This window comes from Naasia aerilata (assembly GCF_030296595.1).
Lineage (GTDB): Bacteria > Actinomycetota > Actinomycetes > Actinomycetales > Microbacteriaceae > Naasia > Naasia aerilata.
The window spans coordinates 2,386,028-2,403,686 of sequence record NZ_AP027731.1 but is presented as its reverse complement, the minus strand read 5'-3'; the positions used below and the strand labels follow the sequence as shown (position 1 = coordinate 2,403,686).

The following is a 17,659-nucleotide window of genomic DNA, read 5'->3' as shown; positions in this document are numbered from 1 at the left end:
CGGCGGAGCGCACTGCCCGGGCCGGAACGTACTGGAGGAGAGGAGTCAGCGCTTGCTGGCGCGGACCGCGGCCTCGTGGCGGCCGATGCGCTCGCCGTCGTCGCCGTCCTTGCCGCTCGACCGGTCATCGCGGCCCTTGCCGTCCGACTTCGCGTCGTCGCCCTTGCCGTCGGCCTTGTCGTCGTCGCCACCGGCGCCGTTGCGGGCGGCCTCCTCGCGGATGGCCCGGCCGTCCGCGATGTCCTTCTCCTCCTTGTCGGCGTTCTTCGCGCTCTTCTTGACGTCGCGCGGCGGGAGCTGGATGTCCTCCTCCGCCGCGATGCCGCCGCGGAGCTGACGGCCGCGCTCGATCTCGGCGTCGAGCTCGGCGCCGAAGAGCAGCGCGATGTTCGCGATCCAGAGCCAGAGCAGGAAGATGACCACGCCGGCCAGGGCGCCGTAGTTCTTCGCGTAGTTGGAGAAGTTGGTCACGTAGAGGCCGAAGAGCACGGAGGCGACCACCAGGACGAGGAGGGCGACGAGCGCACCGATGCTCATCCAGCGGAACTTCGGCTGCTTCACGTTGGGCGTCGCGTAGTAGAGGATCGCGACCATCACCACGAGGATGACGGCGATCACGGGCCACTTGGCGATGTCCCAGACGGTCTGCACCGTGCTGCCGAGGCCGATCGCGTTGCCGATGGCCTCGGTCACCGGTCCGGAGATCACGAGCATGAGCACGACGAGCAGGATCATCACGATCCCGATCACCGTGACGAGCAGTTGCATCGGCTTGAGCTTCAGGAAGGTGCGGCCCTCGTCGATCTCGTAGATGCGGTTCATCGCCCGGGTGAACGCGCCGACGTACCCGGACGCCGACCAGATCGCGAGCACGATGCCGGAGACCAGCGCGAAGCCGGAGGCGGGCGAGTTGACGAACCCCTCGATCGGCCCACGGAGGGTGTCCAGCGCGTCGGCGGGCGCCACGCTGCCGAGGATCTCGAGGATCGTGTCCACCGACTTCTGCCCCTGGCCGAAGACGCCGAGGAGGAGATCAGGGCGATGAGCGCGGGGAAGAGCGACAGGACCGAGTAGTAGACGAGCGCGGCGGCGATGTCGGTGCACTGATCGGACGTGAACTCGCGCAGCGTCTTGCGCAGGGTGTACTTCCACCCGACCTTGCCGAGCTCCTTCGGGGAGTCGGGCTTGCGCGGGTCCTCCGGGGACGGCGCGTTCTGCAGGCGCTCGCTCGCGCCGATGTTGTCCGACATGGACGGCCTCTCTTGGGGTGTGTGCCTCGTGCTGTGACTGGTGCGGGGGAAAGCACGAGGGGCCGCAGGCTTCTGCCGGCGGCCCCTCGTGTGGAACCTCGCTATGCGTTCTGGACGGTGTCCTTCGCGCTGACGGCGTTCTCCTTGACGTCCTGCCCAGCGGTCTGAGCCTCGGACTTGACGTTGCTCGCGGCGTCCGTCGCGGTGGACTTCACCGAGTCGGCCGCCTGCGTTGCGGTGTCCTTCACGGCGTTGACGGCCTCCTGGGCCGGCTCCTTGAGGTTGCCGGCCACCTCCTTGGCGGCGTCCTGGACCTTGCCGACGAGCGGCTGAGCCGCGTCCTTCGCCTGGGAGGCGAGCTCCTTCTCCTTGCTGCTCGCAGGGATCAGGGAGGCGGCCAGCCAGCCGACGCCGAACGCGATGAGGCCGACGGCCAGGGGTTGCCCTGAGCGGCGTCCGCAGCGGCGCGGGGCGCGTTCCCGACGGCGGACGCGGCGTTGCCGAGCGCGTCCTTCGCCCCGGACGTGGCGTCGTGGAGACCGCTGCCGGCGCTGTGCTTGGCGTCGTGGGCGGTGCCCATGACCCTGTTCTTGGCGTTCGACGCGCTGCCGAAGATGCGGTCCTTGACGCCGCCGACGGCGTCCTTGACCTTGTCGGCCTGGCGGTCGACGATCTTGGACGGCGTCACCTTGTCGGCGAGGGCGTCGACGTCGGAGCTCAGCTCGGTGCGGGTCGCCTCGATGTTGCGGCGGATGACCTCGGGGTCGTCACTCATTTGTTCTCCTCATTCCTCTTGAACGTGTCCGGAAGCTTCTTCAGTGAATCGGCGGTCTTCGGCACACCCTGGACTTCCTTGAGCTTCTTGCGGCCCATGGAGTAGAGGATCGCGCCGATGATGGCCCAGATGATGGCGACGATGACCGCCGACCAGCCCAGGTTGTCGATCAGCGCACCGATGCCCCACCAGAGGGCGACGGACAGGAAGAAGACGGCCATGAGGCCGGCGTATCCCGCGCCACCGAGGAAGCCGGCGCCCGCGCCCGCCCGTGATGCCGACTGCTTGAGCTCGGCCTTCGCGAGGTCGACCTCCTGACGGATCAGGGTCGACATGTCCTTGGTGACCTGACCGAACAGCTCACCGAAGGAGGTGTTGGCCGCGCGCTGCTCGGAGGGAGTGTGCTGGTCGCCGCCGCCGACGGCGGTGGCAGCCACTCTCTCCGAGGAAGTGGGGTCGAAGGTCATGGGCGCACGTCCCCGGTAGCGGAGCCGCCGAGGCCCGTTCCGTACTCGTTGACGCCGTACTGCGGGTCGAACTCGCTGTTGACGTCGCCGAGCGTGGAGGTGGTGGTGTACGAGGTGGGAGCGACGTAGCCGGTGGTCTCGTAGCCCGTCTCGTAGCCGGTGGTGGAGGTCGCGGCCTCCGCCTCCTTGTCGTCCTTGACCGCGCCGATCACGCCACGCGTGAGGCGGCCTGCGACGACGCCGGCCACCGCGGCGATCGCGATGAACGTGCCAGGACGGCGGGCGGCGAAGTAGCGCACCTCGTCGAGGAGGTCACCGGGCTCGCGGACCTCGAGCCAGGAGGCGACGCCCTCGAGGCGGGAAGCCGCCTGTCCGACGAGGTCCTGGGCGACGCCGCTCTCGGCGTTCGAGGACATGCCGCGGAGCTGGTCGCTGATGGTGCGGATGCCGCTCGCAGCCTTCTGCTGCTGGGTCGACGCCTGCTCCTTCACCTGGCTCGTCGTCTGGTTGAGCAGATCGCGCGCCTGGTTCTTGGTCTCGGAGGCGACCTGCTTGACCTGGGTCTTGGCCTCGGACGCGACGTTCGCCGCCTCGTCCTTCGCCACGCCGGCGACGTGCTTGCCTGCGTCAGCGGCGCCCTGCGCCACCTGGCCGGCCTGCTCCTTCGCCGCGCCCGCCTTGCCGGAAGAACCGGTGGACGACGATCCGACCGGGTCCGCGGTCAGCGGCTCGACCACGACAGCGTCCGCGGTGATGTCCGTGGACGGGGGTTCACTGGGTAACTGTTCGACATGTGTCATCCCTTCCAGTGCTGGTGCACCCGGGACGGTCCCGGGCGCATCGCTGTGGAGTTAACGACGTTTCCACCCGCCCCAATGGGCGATCAATGGGTCGCGGGAATCGGGGCGGGTGGCTATAGTCACGCGCGCATCAATGAGGACCGCTCAGGGAATGCGCGGCGAGCAGGACCGGTTCCCGATGGAGCGAATCCGGCCCGCGCACGACGAAGCGCCCGCACCGGGAGGGTGCGGGCGCTTCGATCGAGCAGGGACGCCTAGGAGCGCTGAGCGTCCTCGGGAGTCGGCTCCGGGATCAGCTGAAGGCCGCCCGTGCTGTTCGCCGAGAGCAGGAGCGCCTCGATCCACGCGCGGTTGAGCACCGGCTGCCGGCTGCCGTCGAACTTGAAGCGCAGCGGGATGGAGGGGTGGATCCAGATCGTGCTGCGACCGCCGCCACCCTCGACGCCGTGCTGCCAGGAGAAGGTGAACTTCTCGTCACGACGAAGCTTGGCGACGATGGCCATCTTCACGTGCGCCAGCAGGCGGTCGTCCATGTCGATGCCGAGGTCATCGTCGCCGTAGTAAAGCTTTCCCATGACCGCCCAAACTCAAGAACCAGAACTGGCCCAGCCTACAGGACGCGCCCCACCCGGGGGCGGCGGAATCGCCGGAGCAGCCGTCCCGGCCTCCCCCAGATCGCGGCGCAATCTGGCCGCCGGTCGGAGGTCACTGAAAGGATGTCCGCATGTGCGGTCGCTATGTGGTGACGAAGGCGGTCACCGATCTCCTGCCCGACCTGCTGGGCGACTTCGAGGACCTGCCCGACGACTACAACGTCGCGCCCACGGAGTCGGTGCCGGTGGTGCGGGAGCGCCACGGCGAGAAGAGCCTGGTTCCCGCCTCGTGGGGGTTCCGCGCGGCCTGGATGGACGAGAAGAAGAAGCGCCCCATCAATGCCCGGATCGAGACGGTGGCCACGAGCGGCATGTGGCGCCGCGCCTTCGCCACCTCGCGCTGCATCGTGCCGGCCCTGGGCTACTACGAGTGGACCGTCACGCCCACCGGCAAGCAGCCGCACTTCATCCACGAGCCGAACGGCGCGCTGGCCATGGCCGGGGTGCTCGGCGTCTGGCCGGACCCCACCAAGCCCGAGGACGATCCCGACCGCTGGCGCCTGTCCATGGCGGTCATCACGCGGGATGCCCACGTCGCCCCCGGGGAGGTGCACGACCGCATGCCTGCATGCCTCACCCCCGATGCCTTCGGCGACTGGCTGGACGGCGACCTCTCCCCCGACGACCTCCTGCATCTCCTCGATCGGTCCTCGGCCGCGGTGGCCGAGCAGCTCACCCACTTCGAGGTGAGCCGGGCGGTGAACTCCGTCCGCAACGACGGGCCGCAGCTGATCGAGCCCCTGTGAGGAGAGCGGCGGCGGCCACCTGGGGAGCGCCTCTGAGGAACCTGGGAGCGCACGGATTCGACTGCTTGTAACCCCTCCCGGCGGGAGGCGTCGAGCCCCAATGACGCCCCCGCGTGTCCTCGCTAGCGTCGATCTGGGCGGCCGGATCAGGGCGCCCGCAGACGACAAGTGAGGAGCTACACATGATTGGCACCGAGAACGTCGAGAGCTTGAACGGCGCAACCGTGTACGGCACGGACGGCGACAAGATCGGCACCGTGGGACAGGTCTACGTCGACGCGACCGACGGGCACCCCAGCTGGGTCACCGTGAAGACGGGCCTCTTCGGCACGTCCGAGAGCTTCGTGCCGCTGGACGCGGCGACCGCCGAGGGCGACACCATCCGCGTCGGGTTCGACAAGCACATGGTCAAGGACGCGCCGCGCATCGACACCGATGGCGCGCTCAGCCCCGAGGAAGAGGACCAGCTCTACCGCTACTACGGCATCGGCGCTGGTGAGACGACGACCCACAGCGGCACCAACGACTACGCCGCCGGCACCGACTACACCGGCACCGAGTTCGCCGGCAGGACCGACACCACGTCGAGCGCCGGCACGGTCGGCTACGACACCTCCGGCCCCACCACGGACAGCGCCATGACGCGCTCCGAGGAGCACCTCAACGTGGGCACGGAGCGCGTCCAGACGGGCCGCGCCCGCCTCCGCAAGTACGTCGTGACCGAGAACCAGACGGTCACCGTTCCGGTCGAGCGCGAAGAGGTGCGCCTCGAGCGCGAGCCGATCACCGACGCCAACATCGGCGACGCGCTCGACGGCCCCGCCATCAGCGAGGAGGAGCACGAGGTGATCCTCAGCGAGGAGCGCCCCGTCGTCACCAAGGAGGCCACCCCGGTCGAGCGCGTGCGCCTCGACAAGGAGGTCGTGACCGAGAACCAGGCTGTCAGCGGCGAGGTCCGCAAGGAGCAGATCGAGCTCGAGGACGACGGCACCACGAACACCACGCGGCGCACGGACCGCATCTGAGTCCCGCCATCCGCGAAGAAGGGCCCCAGCACCTCGGTGCTGGGGCCCTTCCTCTTGTCTGCGCCGTTAGGCGCCCGGGCTGCTGCTTCGTTTGCGCTGCCGGGCGTCTGTGCTGCTACGCGTCCGCGAGGACGATGATCTTGTCCTCGGCCCCGAAGCTCCGGCGCGCGGCCTTCTTCGGATTCACGGTGACGCCGTAGGCGTGCTCGCTGCTGCGCGCGAGGTCCGCGATGCGGTAGCCGATGGCCGTCTCCCCGCGGCGGCGTGCGGCCTCGAGCACGGTGTAGAAGTCGACGTCCGCGCCGGGCCGGACGTAGCTGTGCGCGGGACGCAGGTAGATCTCGCTGCCCTCGCTGGAGAACAGGGTCCTGAACACATCGGTGAGCTGCCGGTTCTCCGAGGTCTGCGACAGGATCAGGCTGATGAGCTTGTCGCTGACGATGAAGTCGTCGGCGCGCGTGACCTCGGCCAGCTCCCGGTTGGCGTCGTCCACCATCTCGCTGACGACGGCGAAGTCGGTGCCGGCCCGGTCGGCCATGTCGCGCAGGTGGAGCAGCGTGATGAGCGTCTTCGCGTCGGCCCGATGCGCGTCGAGGATCTCCTTGTAGGCGAGCACGATGATGTGGTCGAAGTCGGCGACGCCGAGGCGCTCCAGGACCGCGCGGCTGGTCGTGTCCCCGCGCCGGAAGCGCACGTCCATGCCGGGGAACGCCTCGAGCAGCGGCTCCTCCATGTCGGCGACGATGAGGACCGTTGAGCCGGGGGCGACGTACTCGCTCAGCTCACCGAGGATCGTGTGCAGCCCGGCGTTGTAGCCGAGCACGAGGGTGTGCTCGGGCACGCTGTCCGGCCGAGGAGCCACGCCGATCGCGGCCTGCTCGACGGCGCCCGGCGCTCCCGTCCTGATCAGGCTGTCGTCCTCGGCGATGAGGATGAGCTGGTCGCCCTCCTCGTACGGAGCGTCGGCGGCAGGGTTCAGCTGCACCGTGCCGCCCTTCACCATGCCGATGACCGAGCATTCCGGGTAGGCGAGCTGGGCGTCGAAGTAGGTGCGGCCCACGAGCGACGGCTCGGTGGTGAAGTAGATCTCGTCCCCGTCGAAGTCGAGCAGCTCGGTGTAGACGACGCTGAGCCCGCTCTGCCGGCAGCTCTGCACCGTGATCCGGCTGATCAGCTCGCTCGCGAGCACCCAGTGCGCCTCGTCCTTGCCCACCAGCCGCGCCGCCTCGAGGTTCGCCGGGTCCCGGATCTCGCCCACCACGTGGTACGGCTCCTCCTTGCGACGCGGGTTGTTGGTGAGCGCGAGCGTCGTCTTGATCACGACGGAGTCAGGGTCGGCGCTGTCCTCGGGAGCCAGCACCACGATGCTTCGCGCCGTGTGCGGGCTCGCGATCTCGAGGTCCGCCAGGTTCATCGGGTCGCCGCTGCGCACGACGATGCGCGTGCGCCCGGGCTTCTCGATCTGAGCGCGCAGCTCGTCCTCCATCTCGACCTTGTCCCGGTCGGCGAGGACGACGATGGTTGCCCTGCGCCGGGACTCGTTCGCGATGCAGATCTCGGAGATGATCGGGAACACCTTCGAGCTCCAGCCGAGGATCAGGGTGTGATCGGTCTCCAGGACCTTCGAGCGTCCCTTGCGGAGGTCCTCGACCTTGGAGTCGAAGGCGCTCGAGATGATGCCGATGAGGCTCGCCACGATGATGACGCCGCCGATCGTGACGACGAGCATCGCGGTCCGGAAGCCCCAGCCCGTGTCGCCGCCCATCGTGCCGCTGTCGAGCGTGCGCATGAGGTTGCCCCAGAGGACCTCCCAGAAGTCGGGCGAGCCGTCGTCGGGGAAGAGGTGGAAGAGCGAGACGACGAGCGCGATGAGCGCGATGAAGACGACCGTCGCGAGGGCCAGGAGACCCATCAGGGCCACGGTGCCCTTCGCCATCACGCCGTCGAACCAGTAGCGCGAGCGCTCGCGCAGGGAGGGGTAGTCACGTCCACATAGTGGCCGACCAGAAGGGGGACGGCCCGCGTCGACACGTTCCGCGTGTCGCGCCGGGCGCGCCCGGTCCTCGTTCCGCCGCAGGAGCCGCCGGAGACGTACCGCGCCCCCTTCCGAGGGCGTTCGGCCGGCGAGACCACGGGGTGCCGTAGCATCGGGGGCGCTGAGCCGCGGCGCACCCGCCGCAGCTGCACAGCGGCGCTCCCCGGACCTCGACCTCCGCATCGGTGAGCACGCCGCCCCGGGCGACGACCGCCCCGCCGCCCTCCGCGGCACCCCGAAAGGACCCCGATGACCGACGCCGCCCTGCCCACGCCCATGCGCCTGCAGTACTCCCGCACCACCCGCCGCAGCTCGGAGCCCGCCGTGCTCGTGTCCGGCCAGACCCGGTGGCGCAATCCCTTCCTGATCGGCGAGGACGGCGTCGCCAACCGCGAGCGCGCGGTCGCCGAGTTCCGGGAGGCGCTGCTCGAGAACCGGCTCGACATCACGGTCGACGATGTCCGGCGCCAGCTCCGCGGCCAGAACCTCGCGTGCTGGTGCCCGCTCGACCGCCCCTGCCACGCCGATGTCCTCCTCGAGGTCGCGAACTCGATGGACGACGCGAGCGCGTCCACCGCCGTCCTGGAGGACGCCGCGCGGATAGAGTGACCGCCATGCCGCGCGGTCCGCTCCCCCGCATGCACCGGGCGGCATGACTGACGAGGGCGGCCGCCGGCCCAACATCGTGCTGATCGTCGTCGACGACCTCGGCTGGCGCGACCTCGGCTCCGCCGGCTCCCCGTTCTACGAGACGCCCGAGCTCGACGCCCTCGCCGCGCGCGGCGTCCGCTTCCGGCAGGCGTATGCCGCCGCCCCCGTCTGCTCCCCCAGCCGAGCGAGCCTGATGACCGGGAAGTACCCGGCGCGCGTCGGCATCACGCAGTACATCGGCGGCCAGAGCGTCGGGCGCCTCCAGGACGTCCCCTACTTCCACGGGCTGCCCGAGAACGAGTACTCGCTGGCTCGCGCCCTGCGTGCGGGCGGCTACCGCACCTGGCACGTCGGCAAGTGGCACCTCGGCTCGACCCAGCACTGGCCGGAGCGCCACGGCTTCGACGTGAATCTCGGCGGCTGCAACATGGGCTCGCCGCACACCTACTGGAGCCCGTACGGCATCCCGACGCTCGAGGACGGACCGGACGGCGAGTACCTGACCGACCGGCTCACCGACGAGGCGATCGCGCTGATCCGCGGCGCAGGGAGCGAGCCCTTCTTCCTCAACCTGTGGCACTACACGGTGCACATCCCGCTCGAGGCGCCCGCGGAACTGGTGGCGAAGTACGAGGAGAAGGCGGACCGGCTCGGCCTCGAACGTGAGCCTCTGGCGCAGGGCGAACCGCAGCCCGCCTGGCACCTGGCCGGTCAGCACGTCGAGCGCCGCCGGTACCAGTCGCATCCCGTGTACGCCGCGATGATCGAGAACCTGGACGCGAATGTCGGACGGCTGCTCGCGGCCCTCGAGGAGTCCGGGCACCGGGAGGACACCCTGGTGATCTTCACCTCGGACAACGGCGGCCTCGCCACGGCCGAGGGCTCCCCCACGTCGAACGCGCCCCTCGCGGAGGGCAAGGGCTGGGTGCAGGACGGCGGCGTGCGCGTCCCCTTCCTCGCCTCCTGGCCGGGCCGTCTGCCCGAGGGAGCGGTGTCCGACGCGCTGTTCAGCTCGCCCGACCTCTATCCGACGCTGCTGAGCGCGGCGGGTCTCGAGCCGATCCCGGAGCAGCACGTGGACGGGGTGGATGTCCTGCCCGCCTGGGCCGGGGAGCCGACCGAGCGCGGGCCCCTCTTCTGGCACTATCCGCACTACTCCAACCAGGGCGGGACACCGGGCGCCGCCGTCCGGGAGGGCGCTCTGAAGCTCGTGCGCTGGTTCGAGGACGGCCGGGAGGCGCTGTTCGACCTGGACGCCGACATCGGGGAGACCGACGACCTGAGCGCGGAGCGCCCGGCCGACGCCGCGCGGCTCTCCGCGCTGCTGGACCGCTGGTCCGAGGATGTGGTCGCTCTGCATCCGCGACCGAACCCGCGCCCCCGCTTCCCCGACTGAGCACCGTTACTCCCTGTCGACGGCCGGGGTCAAGGTCGATCGTCGGCCAGAGCGCCCGGGCCATACTGAAGGCCTTCGAGAGGCTGGAGCAATCATGGATGCAGGGGTTGTCTGGACGATCGTGATCATCGTGGTGGTGCTGGTCATCGCCGCCGTGGTCTTCTTCCTGGTGCGGCAGCGCAACGCCCCCAAGCGCGTTGAGGCCGGGCGGCGCCAGGCCGGAGACATCCGCTCGAAGGCACAGGAGACGGATCTCGCCGCGCGCGAGCGCGAGGCCGAGGCGCTTCGCGTGCAGGCCGATGCTCAGCGTGCGAAGGCGGAGGCCCAGGCCGCGCAGGTCAAGGCGGAGCGCCTGGCGAGCGAAGGCAGGGAGCGGCAGTCGGCGGCCGAGGAGATCCGCGCGAAGGCCGAGCAGCAGTTCCGGAAGGCCGACGAGGTCGACCCGGACGTCGACACGAACAAGCAGGGTCGCTGAAGCTTCGGGCTCTGGCCCGCGCCCCCGTTTCCGACATACTGGGGTCGTGCTCAACTTCGGTTCTCCTGACCTGATCGGCACCCTCTTTTGGGTCGCCGTCGTGGTGGTCGTCCTTCTCGTCGTCCTCATCTCGCTGCTGCGCGGCATCAAGGTGGCGAAGCCCGACGAGGCGATCATCGTCACCTCACGCCAGCGCGGACGCAGGACGGGCGCGGAGAGCGACGAGAACGCGGGCCAGCGCGTGGTCTTCGGATCCCGCGTCTACGTCAAGCCGATCATCGAGGCCTTTAAGCTGAGCCTGCGCAGCCGACAGCTCAATGTGCAGGCGACCGCCCAGACGCGCGACGCGATCACCATCCGCGTCAACGCGGTCGCGGTCGTGAAGGTGGGCGGCTCGGAGGAGATGGTGCGCGCGGCGGCACAGCGCTTCCTCAACCAGCAGGACCAGATCGAGTCCTCCACCGAGGAGGTCCTCAGCGGCTCGGTGCGCTCCATCGTGGGCCAGCTGACCGTCACGGAGATCATCACCAACCGGTCGGCGCTGCAGGGTCAGGTGCTCGAGGCCGTCCGCGAGTCGCTCGACGTGCAGGGGCTGCAGATCGACACCCTGCAGATCAAGGAGATCGACGACGACAACGGCTACATCCGCGACCTCGGCCGTGCCGAGGCGGCGCGCGTGAAGCAGGTCGCCGAGATCGCCGAGTCGGTATCGCGGCAGGCCTCCGAGGAGGCGCGCATCGCCGCCGACCAGGCCGTCGCCGAGTCGCAGCGCCGCCTGGACCTGCGCCGTGCGGAGATCCAGAAGGAGACCGACCGCGCCCGGGCGGAGGCCGCGTCCGCCGCGCCGCTCGCCGAGGCGATCGCGCAGCAGGAGGTCGTCTCCCAGCAGGAGGTCACCGCGAGCAAGCGCGTCGGCCTGCGCAAGCAGGAGCTCGACGCGGAGATCCGTGCCGCAGCGGACGCCGACGCCTACGCCCTGCAGGCACGCGCCGAGGCCGATGCGGCCGCCGCACGGGCCAACGCGACGGCCGCACGCGACGCCCGCAAGGCGGCAGCCGAAGCCGCGGAGGCCGAGGGCCTCGCCGAGAGGAACCGGCGCATCGCGGCCGCCGAGGCGCTCCGCGCGGAGGGTGAGGCGGAGGCCGACGCCATCCGCGTCACCGGTGCCGCCAAGGCCGACTCCACGCGCGCCCAGGCGGACGCGCTGCAGGAGCGGGCCATCGACCTGCTGCGCCAGCAGATCATCGCACAGCTGCCGGAGATCGTCCGAGCCGCGTCCGAGCCGCTCGCCGGAATCTCGCAGATGACCGTGATCTCCTCGGACGGGAACGGGACGAGCCAGCTCGGCCAGAGCGTGTCGGGTCAGCTCGCCACGTCCACCCAGCTGATCAAGGACCTGGTCGGCATCGACATCGCCGACCTGGTCACCGCGCGCGCCGCCGGAGCGGCGGCCGGAGCTGCAGTCGGCGAGGCTGCCGCGCCCGCACGCCGCAAGACAGCGCCGTCGAACGGCAGCGCGTCCTGACCCAGCCCGGGAGCACCCCGCGGAGCGAAGGAGAGGCGACATGAGCGCGAACCCCGGCGAGATCGCCGCCCGGATCGACCAGCGCGTGCGCGCCGAATGGCCGGGCAGCCGCGTCTCCACGCGCATCGAGTTCATCGCGCCGCAGATCGGGGCGGGCGGGGTGACGGACACGCTCCTCAAGCTGGTCCGCCAGATCGTCGAGGAGGAGCTGCAGCGCGAGCTGGCCGGCACCCCTGACCGTGTCCGCGGCGAGGAGGGTCCGGTCAGGCTCGACGGGTCAGGAGGCCCGCAGCTGTCCTCGCACGATCGAGTCGCCCGAGTGGCTCGGGTCGCCGTCGAGCGGCTCCTCCGAGATGTCCACGAGGTCGTACCGGTCCGTGTCGATCCCGGCCGGCACGGCGAACGTGCCGGAGTCGCCCTCGACGATGCCGAGGCTGACCAGCTCGGTCGCATCCGACGTGATGAGCCAGATCTCGCGATAGCCGTCCGGGTCCGCGGGCGCCGAGAAGCGCACGCTGACCATGCGCTCCCCGTTCGCGGTCTCCTCGAGGGTCGCCGTTCCGGCGGCTCCCTGCCAGTCGGGGAACGGATCGAGCTCCGCCGTGGCGAGCACGTCGGGCCGGGCGGGGCGCAGGAGCTCCCAGACGCCGAAGACACCGGCAGCGACGACGGCCACGGAGGCCGCGATGGCGGTGGGCAGCAGCCAGCGGCGCCGGCGCAGGACCGCGACCGGGCGGGCGGGAGCGACCGGATCGGCGGAAGCGGACGGATCTGCGGGAGCCGCCGTGACCGCTCGCGAGGGCGCGCCGAATCCGCCTGCGACGGCGGGCGTCAGCTCGAGCTCCTCGGCGATCCGTGCCCAGACCCGCGGGGCAGGCTCCAGCAGGTCACCCGTGCCGATCGTCGCGCGGCCGACGGTCGCAGCTCGCGAGAGGACCGCGACCTCGTCGCGGCATTCCGCGCAGGCGGTCAGGTGGCCGAGCTCCTCCGGGGAGGCGACCTCCTCGCCGAGCGCGAGCAGGGCGAGCACGTCAGGATCGATGTGCGACATCGGTCACCTCCAGTCGGGTCCGCATCCGCTGCAGGCTGCGGCGGATGTGGCTCTTCACCGTGCCGAGCGGGAGCTCCAGCCGGTCGGCGATCTGCGCGTGGGTCAGGTCGTCGAAGAACGCGAGCCGCATCACCCTCTGCGCGTCCGGCTCGAGCCGCGAGATCTCGTCCGCAATGAGCAGCGAGTCGGCGAGGTCGACCGGCTCGGCCGCAAGATCCTCCGGCCGGCCGGCCGCCGCGAGCTGCTCCTGCAGGCGGCGCACCTTCGCGCGCGCCTCATGCGTGTCGGCGATCTTGTTCTTGGCGATCCCGACGAGCCACGCCGACACGCGCGCCTTCTCCGGGTTGAACGTGGACCGGCCGGTCCAGGCCGACACGAACGTCTTCTGGGTGACGTCCTCGGCGTCCCCGACGTCGCCCAGGGACCGGACCGCCAGCGTGTAGACCAGCGACGACCAGCGCGTGTAGATGGCGGCCAGTGCCCGCTCGTCGCCCGCGGCGAAGGCGGCCTCGAGCTCCCGCTCGTCGGGCTCGTCGGCCCTCCCCGGAGAGGGATCCGCTGTCGTCATGGTCGGCCTCACTGCGCCGGGACCGCGGTCACCAGCACGTTGTCAGAGTAGCGAAGGGCGTCGTAGTCGAACTGCCCGCCGCAGGTGATGAGCACCAGGCGCTCAGGCCCTTCCCGGGTGAAGACCTCGGCCACGGGAAGATCTTCCTTGAGGACCTTCGTGACCGACTCCACCGAGTACCGATGCTCGGTGCCGTCCGCCGTGGTCAGCACGATCTCCGCACCGGCCGGCAGGTCCTTCAGGTGAGCGAACGGCCCGAGCCCGTACTTGAGCGAGTCCACGTGGGCGGCGACCACCGTCGTGCCGGCGCCCTCAGCGGGGTCCGATCCGAAGCGGTACCAGCCGGCGGTTCCGACGTAGTCCGGCAGCTCCATGAGTCCGTCGTCGCGTACACCGACGGGCTGGATGTCCATGTCGATGTCGGCCGCCGGCACCTGGACGCGCACGGGCGGCACGGGCTGAGTCACCGGCTCCAGCCGGGCGCTCCGGATCTGGACGTCGACATCGGTGGTCGGCCGCGGCTCCGGTGCCGGCGCGGCCAGCGTCGGAGCCGCGGACCGGATGGGGGCCGACGGCACCACGGGAGGGATGGCGCCGCAGCCGGAGAGGAGGAGCACCAGCCCGACAACGGCCACCCGCATCCTGATGCTCCTCCTGTCCATGTCCGACCTCAGCTCAACGGGTGGGCTGACGACGGAGCCGGGCGGCGGTCACGAGTCCCGCGGCCGCCGCTGCGAGAGTGGCGAGAGCGATCCAGGCCGCGACCGGAGGCTCAGGGTCGGCGGCGAGGCCGGCCTGGCCGGAGTTCACGCCGCCGGGAGCCGAGTGCAGACCGGAGATGGTCTGCACCGCGAGGTCGAGGTTGCCGGCCTCGGCGCTGCCCCACGCGTAGACGATCGTGTTGACGCCCTCGGCGACATCCACGTCCGCCGGTCCGATCACGGGGTCGGTCGTGCCGGCCACCGCGACCGACGCCGAGACAACGCCCGCGGGCAGGTCGAGCACGGCCTCATCGGGGTTGGCCAGGCCGGAGATCACCGGTGCGCCACCCGCGAGGATGTCCACGGCCGGGGCTGCGGCGGTGTGCCGGACGGTGAGGCGACCCTGGCCCGGGGCGGTCGTGCGGAGGTCGTTGGTGAAGAGCGACGCCGTCGGCTTGCCGTCCTCGCCGAGGTGGGCGACAGCCGTGTAGCTGGTGCCCGCCGACAGGGGCAGGTCGATCGGGCCGATGACGGGCGCCGAGGCGTCCGCGGCATCCGGGGCCGTGATGGCGACGCTGTAGGTGCCGGCCGGCAGGTCCAGCGGGCCGGCCATGTCGCCCGGCTTGAAGTCGTCGAGGGTCAGCTCTCCGTTCACCCACACGTCGACCGGGGTGTCCGGAACGGCATGGAGCACGTAGAGGTCGGCGGTGCTGTCCGACAGGGCGGATGCCGGCAGCGCGAGAGCGCCGGCGGCGAGGATGCCGGCAGCGGTGCCGGCGAGAATCGTGTAACGCATGGTGGTCCTCCTTGGGTAGGCGGGGTGTTCCTTACAGACCACTTCCCCGCCCGGACCCGCGTTGGATGCACAGAGCCACAGATTTTTCGGAGTCTCGTCCGGCACAGCCGGACCCCTCGCCCGAAGTGACGTTCGCCTCTCTTCGGCGTGCACCATGAGCGCTGGGATTCACTCGACGGAGAGGGCCCTCCATGACGTTCGGTCAGTCGATCCAGACGGTGTTCCGCAAGTACGCGGAGTTCACCGGGCGCGCCGGGCGGTCCGAGTTCTGGTGGTGGATCCTCTTCACGGCGCTCGTGAGCGCCGCCCTGAACACGATCCCGTTCGTGGGCACGGCGCCCGTCGAGATCGGCACCTACTCGGTGGGCGGCTCAGGTCTGACGGGGCTCTGGAACCTGGCCGTCCTGCTTCCCACACTCGCCGTGACCGTGCGTCGGCTCCGGGATGCGGGCTTCGGCTGGGGACACGTGTTCTGGGTGCTGGTCCCGATCGGCGGACTCGTCGTGCTGGCCGTGCTCTGCGCACAGCCGAGCAGGTGGGGCGTGGCCACGGCCGAGCCGAGGGGCCCGCAGGTCACCGAGGAGTGGCGTCCGTCCTGATCGGGACCCGGAAGTGTGAGTGCCGGAGCGGCGGCCGGTTAGGCTCGCTGGCTGGGGACGATGATCCAGAGCGCGAGATAGATGAGGATCTGCGGGCCGGGCAGCAGCATCGACAGCAGGAACAGCACGCGCACGAGGAACGGGGAGACGCCGAAGCGCTGAGCGATCCCGGCGCAGACGCCGGCGATGATGCGCCCGCGCACGGGACGGATGAGTGCCATCTGCCCATGATGCCGACCCATCCGCCCGCACACCAGGGCCCGGAGGGGTGAGAAGCGCAACGAAGCGAGTGGCCGGGCCAGGTGGGGCGTGGGCGGCGGCGGCCGCCGGCGGGTGGCGTGTGCGCCCCTCGCAACCGTTGATGATTCCGAGACGTGGGCTGCGGACGACTCCTCAAGGAGCGAGGGGTGCCAGGCCGCTCACCCACCGAGGGGCAGCCGCCAGCGCTGATCGCCGGACGGGACCGGGCATGTCGGGCCCGAAGACGCGCGGGATCGAGGCGCCCGGGACGGGGTATCTCGGGATCGAGGCGCACGGGACGGGTACTCGGGATCGAGGCGGGCGGGACGGGCCCGTCGGGATCGATAGCGCGGCGAGTCGAGGGACCTGATTTCGAGACGCGGGCTGACGCCCGCTCCTCAAGCATCGGTGTGCGGTAGTCATCGGTTACGGGGGTGGACTCGCGGGCCGGCGAGGCAACCCTGGAAGCTGTGCCCGATCGAGGAGCACCGCCCTCTACCGATGATTGCCGCCCTCTACCGATGATTGAGGAGCCCGCGGAGCGGGCGTCTCGAAATCAGGCCCCATGCTGAGGCGAGCGTCCTAAAAGGGCGGAATCTCCGTACCGTCCGGTGCCCACGTCGTCTGCGCGACGGCTCCGCCGGGCGGGCCCCCGGGCGGTCGTGCGGCGATCTTGGTGGCGGGTTCGGTGCGGTAGATCTTCCCGGCGGGTGAGATGCACATCAGCTCACCCGCCCCGTCCGGATCTTGGGTGATGGTCCAGTCGGTGCCGTGTTTCAACCGGTGGTGGCCCTTGCAGAGGCAGGCGAGGTTGCAGGCGTCGGTGCAGCCGCCTTCTTCCCAAGCCCGGGTGTGGTCGAGGTCGCAGCGGTCGGCTGGCCGGTTGCAGCCGACGAACCGGCAGGTCCCGTCCCGCTGCCTCAGATACCGGGCCAGTTCGTCCGGGATCCGGTACCGGGTGCGGCCGAATTGGACCGTGACGCCGGTGTCCGGGTCGGTCAGGATCCGGTGCAGCCCCTTCGACTGCCCGACCAGCTGAGCGGCGGTCTCCGGGTCGATGGGCCCGTATCCGGCGAGCATGGCTGGTTCGCCGTAACGCCCGGCGAGCTGCAGCGAGGAAGCGTCACAATATCGGCAGTCCCAGGGTCCCGCCGTCGAGCCGACGGTTCCCGGCTTTCGGCGTCGGCATCGGCGTCCGCGTCGGCATCGGCGGTGAACGGGACAAGGTTCAGTGCCGGAACGGTCACGTGCACACCCGGCGGCACACGATCGGACTGGGGGCGGGAGCATGAGCAGCTACACGATCCCGAACGTCATCGCCCAGCACCCGCGCGGCGAGCGGATCATGGACGTCTACTCGCACCTGCTGAGCGAGCGGATCGTCTACCTGGGCACCGGCATCGACTCGGGCGTCGCGAACGCTCTCATCGCCCAGCTGCTGCATCTCGAATCCGACAACCCCGAGCGCGAGATCAACCTCTACATCAATTGCGAGGAGGCGACCTCAGCGCCATGCTCGCGGTGTACGACACGATGCAGTACATCCAGTCGCCCGTCGCCACCACGTGCGTCGGCCAGGCGATCGCCGCGGGAGCGGTGCTGCTGGCGGCGGGCAGGCCCGGCCGGCGCGCGGTCCTGCCGCACACCCGCGTGGTGCTGCATCAGCCAGCGGTGCGCGGGCAGGGCACCATCCCCGACCTGATCCTCCAGGCCGACGAGATCGTCCGCCAGCGCGCCGAGCTGGAGGAAATCCTCTCCGCCCACACAGGGCAGTCGATCGAGACGCTGCGCCGCGACACCGACCGGGACCGCGTCTTCACCGCGCACGGAGCGCTCGCCTACGGGCTGGCCGATCAGGTGCTGGGCCGCAGGGCGGCACTCGCCCTGCCGGCGGCCTGAGGGCGCG

19 protein-coding genes and 2 pseudogenes are annotated in these 17,659 nt (G+C 70.5%); 8 read left to right on the top strand and 13 right to left on the bottom strand.

Annotated elements, in window-relative coordinates; genetic code table 11:
* Positions 1 to 45: 45 nt before the first annotated feature.
* From QUE51_RS12625 to QUE51_RS12600, 6 genes and pseudogenes are all read right to left on the bottom strand, one after another.
* Positions 46 to 1,250: pseudogene (locus QUE51_RS12625) on the bottom strand (YihY/virulence factor BrkB family protein).
* Between the two features lie 101 nt (positions 1,251 to 1,351).
* The gene (locus QUE51_RS12620) at positions 1,352 to 1,543 is read right to left on the bottom strand and encodes a hypothetical protein (protein ID WP_286276719.1); all 192 of its coding nucleotides are present in this window, start codon (positions 1,541 to 1,543) and stop codon (positions 1,352 to 1,354) included.
* A gap of 92 nt (positions 1,544 to 1,635) precedes the next feature.
* Positions 1,636 to 2,025 (bottom strand): DUF3618 domain-containing protein, encoded by a 390-nt coding sequence (locus QUE51_RS12615; protein ID WP_286276718.1) that lies wholly within the window; start codon positions 2,023 to 2,025, stop codon positions 1,636 to 1,638.
* On the bottom strand, positions 2,022 to 2,462 hold the full coding sequence (locus QUE51_RS12610) for a phage holin family protein (RefSeq protein ID WP_286276717.1): 441 nt from the start codon (positions 2,460 to 2,462) through the stop codon (positions 2,022 to 2,024). The genes QUE51_RS12615 and QUE51_RS12610 overlap by 4 nt, the downstream gene beginning before the upstream one ends.
* 26 nt (positions 2,463 to 2,488) lie before the next feature.
* Positions 2,489 to 3,292 carry a hypothetical protein gene (locus tag QUE51_RS12605; RefSeq protein ID WP_286276716.1) on the bottom strand — a complete coding sequence of 268 codons (804 nt, stop codon included), beginning with the start codon at positions 3,290 to 3,292 and terminating at the stop codon, positions 2,489 to 2,491.
* 254 nt (positions 3,293 to 3,546) lie between these two features.
* The gene (locus tag QUE51_RS12600) at positions 3,547 to 3,867 is read right to left on the bottom strand and encodes a DUF7882 family protein (RefSeq protein ID WP_286276715.1); all 321 of its coding nucleotides are present in this window, start codon (positions 3,865 to 3,867) and stop codon (positions 3,547 to 3,549) included.
* 149 nt (positions 3,868 to 4,016) lie between these two features.
* Here QUE51_RS12600 and QUE51_RS12595 point away from each other — a divergent pair, with 149 nt between their 5' ends.
* Both QUE51_RS12595 and QUE51_RS12590 read left to right on the top strand, forming a co-directional pair.
* Entirely contained in the window at positions 4,017 to 4,691 is a 675-nt protein-coding gene (locus tag QUE51_RS12595) for an SOS response-associated peptidase (RefSeq protein WP_286276714.1), read from the top strand.
* Positions 4,692 to 4,873: 182 nt separating this feature from the next.
* Complete coding sequence (locus QUE51_RS12590) at positions 4,874 to 5,716, top strand: DUF2382 domain-containing protein (protein ID WP_286276713.1); 843 nt, start codon at positions 4,874 to 4,876, stop codon at positions 5,714 to 5,716.
* A 115-nt stretch (positions 5,717 to 5,831) separates the two neighbouring features.
* On the opposite strand, the gene QUE51_RS12585 is transcribed toward QUE51_RS12590, so the two are convergent.
* Positions 5,832 to 7,652 (bottom strand): CASTOR/POLLUX-related putative ion channel, encoded by a 1,821-nt coding sequence (locus QUE51_RS12585; RefSeq protein ID WP_286276711.1) that lies wholly within the window; start codon positions 7,650 to 7,652, stop codon positions 5,832 to 5,834.
* A 348-nt stretch (positions 7,653 to 8,000) separates the two neighbouring features.
* Here QUE51_RS12585 and QUE51_RS12580 point away from each other — a divergent pair, with 348 nt between their 5' ends.
* The 4 genes from QUE51_RS12580 (at position 8,001) to QUE51_RS12565 (ending at position 11,798) form a co-directional block, all read left to right on the top strand.
* Positions 8,001 to 8,360 carry a DUF4326 domain-containing protein gene (locus tag QUE51_RS12580; protein ID WP_286276710.1) on the top strand — a complete coding sequence of 120 codons (360 nt, stop codon included), beginning with the start codon at positions 8,001 to 8,003 and terminating at the stop codon, positions 8,358 to 8,360.
* A gap of 43 nt (positions 8,361 to 8,403) precedes the next feature.
* A complete protein-coding gene (locus QUE51_RS12575) occupies positions 8,404 to 9,798 on the top strand; it encodes a sulfatase (RefSeq protein WP_286276709.1) in 1,395 nt (464 codons plus the stop codon).
* Between the two features lie 94 nt (positions 9,799 to 9,892).
* A complete protein-coding gene (locus QUE51_RS12570; protein ID WP_286276708.1) occupies positions 9,893 to 10,273 on the top strand; it encodes a hypothetical protein in 381 nt (126 codons plus the stop codon).
* A 46-nt stretch (positions 10,274 to 10,319) separates the two neighbouring features.
* Positions 10,320 to 11,798 (top strand): SPFH domain-containing protein, encoded by a 1,479-nt coding sequence (locus tag QUE51_RS12565; RefSeq protein WP_286276707.1) that lies wholly within the window; start codon positions 10,320 to 10,322, stop codon positions 11,796 to 11,798.
* Between the two features lie 277 nt (positions 11,799 to 12,075).
* On the opposite strand, the gene QUE51_RS12560 is transcribed toward QUE51_RS12565, so the two are convergent.
* The 4 genes from QUE51_RS12560 to QUE51_RS12545 are packed head-to-tail and all read right to left on the bottom strand — an operon-like array spanning position 12,076 to position 14,914.
* On the bottom strand, positions 12,076 to 12,849 hold the full coding sequence (locus QUE51_RS12560; RefSeq protein WP_286276706.1) for an anti-sigma factor: 774 nt from the start codon (positions 12,847 to 12,849) through the stop codon (positions 12,076 to 12,078).
* The gene (locus tag QUE51_RS12555; RefSeq protein ID WP_286276705.1) at positions 12,830 to 13,417 is read right to left on the bottom strand and encodes an RNA polymerase sigma factor; all 588 of its coding nucleotides are present in this window, start codon (positions 13,415 to 13,417) and stop codon (positions 12,830 to 12,832) included. Before QUE51_RS12555 ends, QUE51_RS12560 begins: the two co-directional genes overlap by 20 nt.
* 8 nt (positions 13,418 to 13,425) lie before the next feature.
* The gene (locus tag QUE51_RS12550) at positions 13,426 to 14,058 is read right to left on the bottom strand and encodes a class F sortase (protein WP_286276704.1); all 633 of its coding nucleotides are present in this window, start codon (positions 14,056 to 14,058) and stop codon (positions 13,426 to 13,428) included.
* A gap of 34 nt (positions 14,059 to 14,092) precedes the next feature.
* Entirely contained in the window at positions 14,093 to 14,914 is an 822-nt protein-coding gene (locus tag QUE51_RS12545; protein ID WP_286276702.1) for a DUF4397 domain-containing protein, read from the bottom strand.
* 191 nt (positions 14,915 to 15,105) lie between these two features.
* Here QUE51_RS12545 and QUE51_RS12540 point away from each other — a divergent pair, with 191 nt between their 5' ends.
* Entirely contained in the window at positions 15,106 to 15,513 is a 408-nt protein-coding gene (locus tag QUE51_RS12540; protein WP_286276701.1) for a DUF805 domain-containing protein, read from the top strand.
* A 38-nt stretch (positions 15,514 to 15,551) separates the two neighbouring features.
* Here the strand turns inward: QUE51_RS12540 and QUE51_RS12535 are convergent, their stop codons facing one another.
* Both QUE51_RS12535 and QUE51_RS12530 read right to left on the bottom strand, forming a co-directional pair.
* Positions 15,552 to 15,734, bottom strand: a complete 183-nt coding sequence (locus tag QUE51_RS12535) for a PspC domain-containing protein (RefSeq protein WP_286276700.1) — start codon at positions 15,732 to 15,734, stop codon at positions 15,552 to 15,554.
* Between the two features lie 601 nt (positions 15,735 to 16,335).
* Positions 16,336 to 16,833 (bottom strand): HNH endonuclease signature motif containing protein, encoded by a 498-nt coding sequence (locus tag QUE51_RS12530; RefSeq protein ID WP_286276699.1) that lies wholly within the window; start codon positions 16,831 to 16,833, stop codon positions 16,336 to 16,338.
* A 208-nt stretch (positions 16,834 to 17,041) separates the two neighbouring features.
* Here QUE51_RS12530 and QUE51_RS12525 point away from each other — a divergent pair.
* A pseudogene (locus QUE51_RS12525) lies at positions 17,042 to 17,652 on the top strand (ClpP family protease).
* Positions 17,653 to 17,659 lie beyond the last annotated feature (7 nt).

Coding starts and splice junctions, on each gene's coding strand:
- QUE51_RS12615 (WP_286276718.1), bottom strand. CDS start 2,025: ATGAGTGACGACCCCGAGGTCATCCGCCGCAACATCGAGGCGACCCGC.
- QUE51_RS12605 (WP_286276716.1), bottom strand. CDS start 3,292: ATGACACATGTCGAACAGTTACCCAGTGAACCCCCGTCCACGGACATC.
- QUE51_RS12600 (WP_286276715.1), bottom strand. CDS start 3,867: ATGGGAAAGCTTTACTACGGCGACGATGACCTCGGCATCGACATGGAC.
- QUE51_RS12595 (WP_286276714.1), top strand. CDS start 4,017: ATGTGCGGTCGCTATGTGGTGACGAAGGCGGTCACCGATCTCCTGCCC.
- QUE51_RS12590 (WP_286276713.1), top strand. CDS start 4,874: ATGATTGGCACCGAGAACGTCGAGAGCTTGAACGGCGCAACCGTGTAC.
- QUE51_RS12585 (WP_286276711.1), bottom strand. CDS start 7,652: ATGGCGAAGGGCACCGTGGCCCTGATGGGTCTCCTGGCCCTCGCGACG.
- QUE51_RS12580 (WP_286276710.1), top strand. CDS start 8,001: ATGACCGACGCCGCCCTGCCCACGCCCATGCGCCTGCAGTACTCCCGC.
- QUE51_RS12575 (WP_286276709.1), top strand. CDS start 8,404: ATGACTGACGAGGGCGGCCGCCGGCCCAACATCGTGCTGATCGTCGTC.
- QUE51_RS12570 (WP_286276708.1), top strand. CDS start 9,893: ATGGATGCAGGGGTTGTCTGGACGATCGTGATCATCGTGGTGGTGCTG.
- QUE51_RS12560 (WP_286276706.1), bottom strand. CDS start 12,849: ATGTCGCACATCGATCCTGACGTGCTCGCCCTGCTCGCGCTCGGCGAG.
- QUE51_RS12555 (WP_286276705.1), bottom strand. CDS start 13,417: ATGACGACAGCGGATCCCTCTCCGGGGAGGGCCGACGAGCCCGACGAG.
- QUE51_RS12550 (WP_286276704.1), bottom strand. CDS start 14,058: ATGCGGGTGGCCGTTGTCGGGCTGGTGCTCCTCCTCTCCGGCTGCGGC.
- QUE51_RS12545 (WP_286276702.1), bottom strand. CDS start 14,914: ATGCGTTACACGATTCTCGCCGGCACCGCTGCCGGCATCCTCGCCGCC.
- QUE51_RS12540 (WP_286276701.1), top strand. CDS start 15,106: ATGACGTTCGGTCAGTCGATCCAGACGGTGTTCCGCAAGTACGCGGAG.
- QUE51_RS12535 (WP_286276700.1), bottom strand. CDS start 15,734: ATGGCACTCATCCGTCCCGTGCGCGGGCGCATCATCGCCGGCGTCTGC.
- QUE51_RS12530 (WP_286276699.1), bottom strand. CDS start 16,833: ATGCTCGCCGGATACGGGCCCATCGACCCGGAGACCGCCGCTCAGCTG.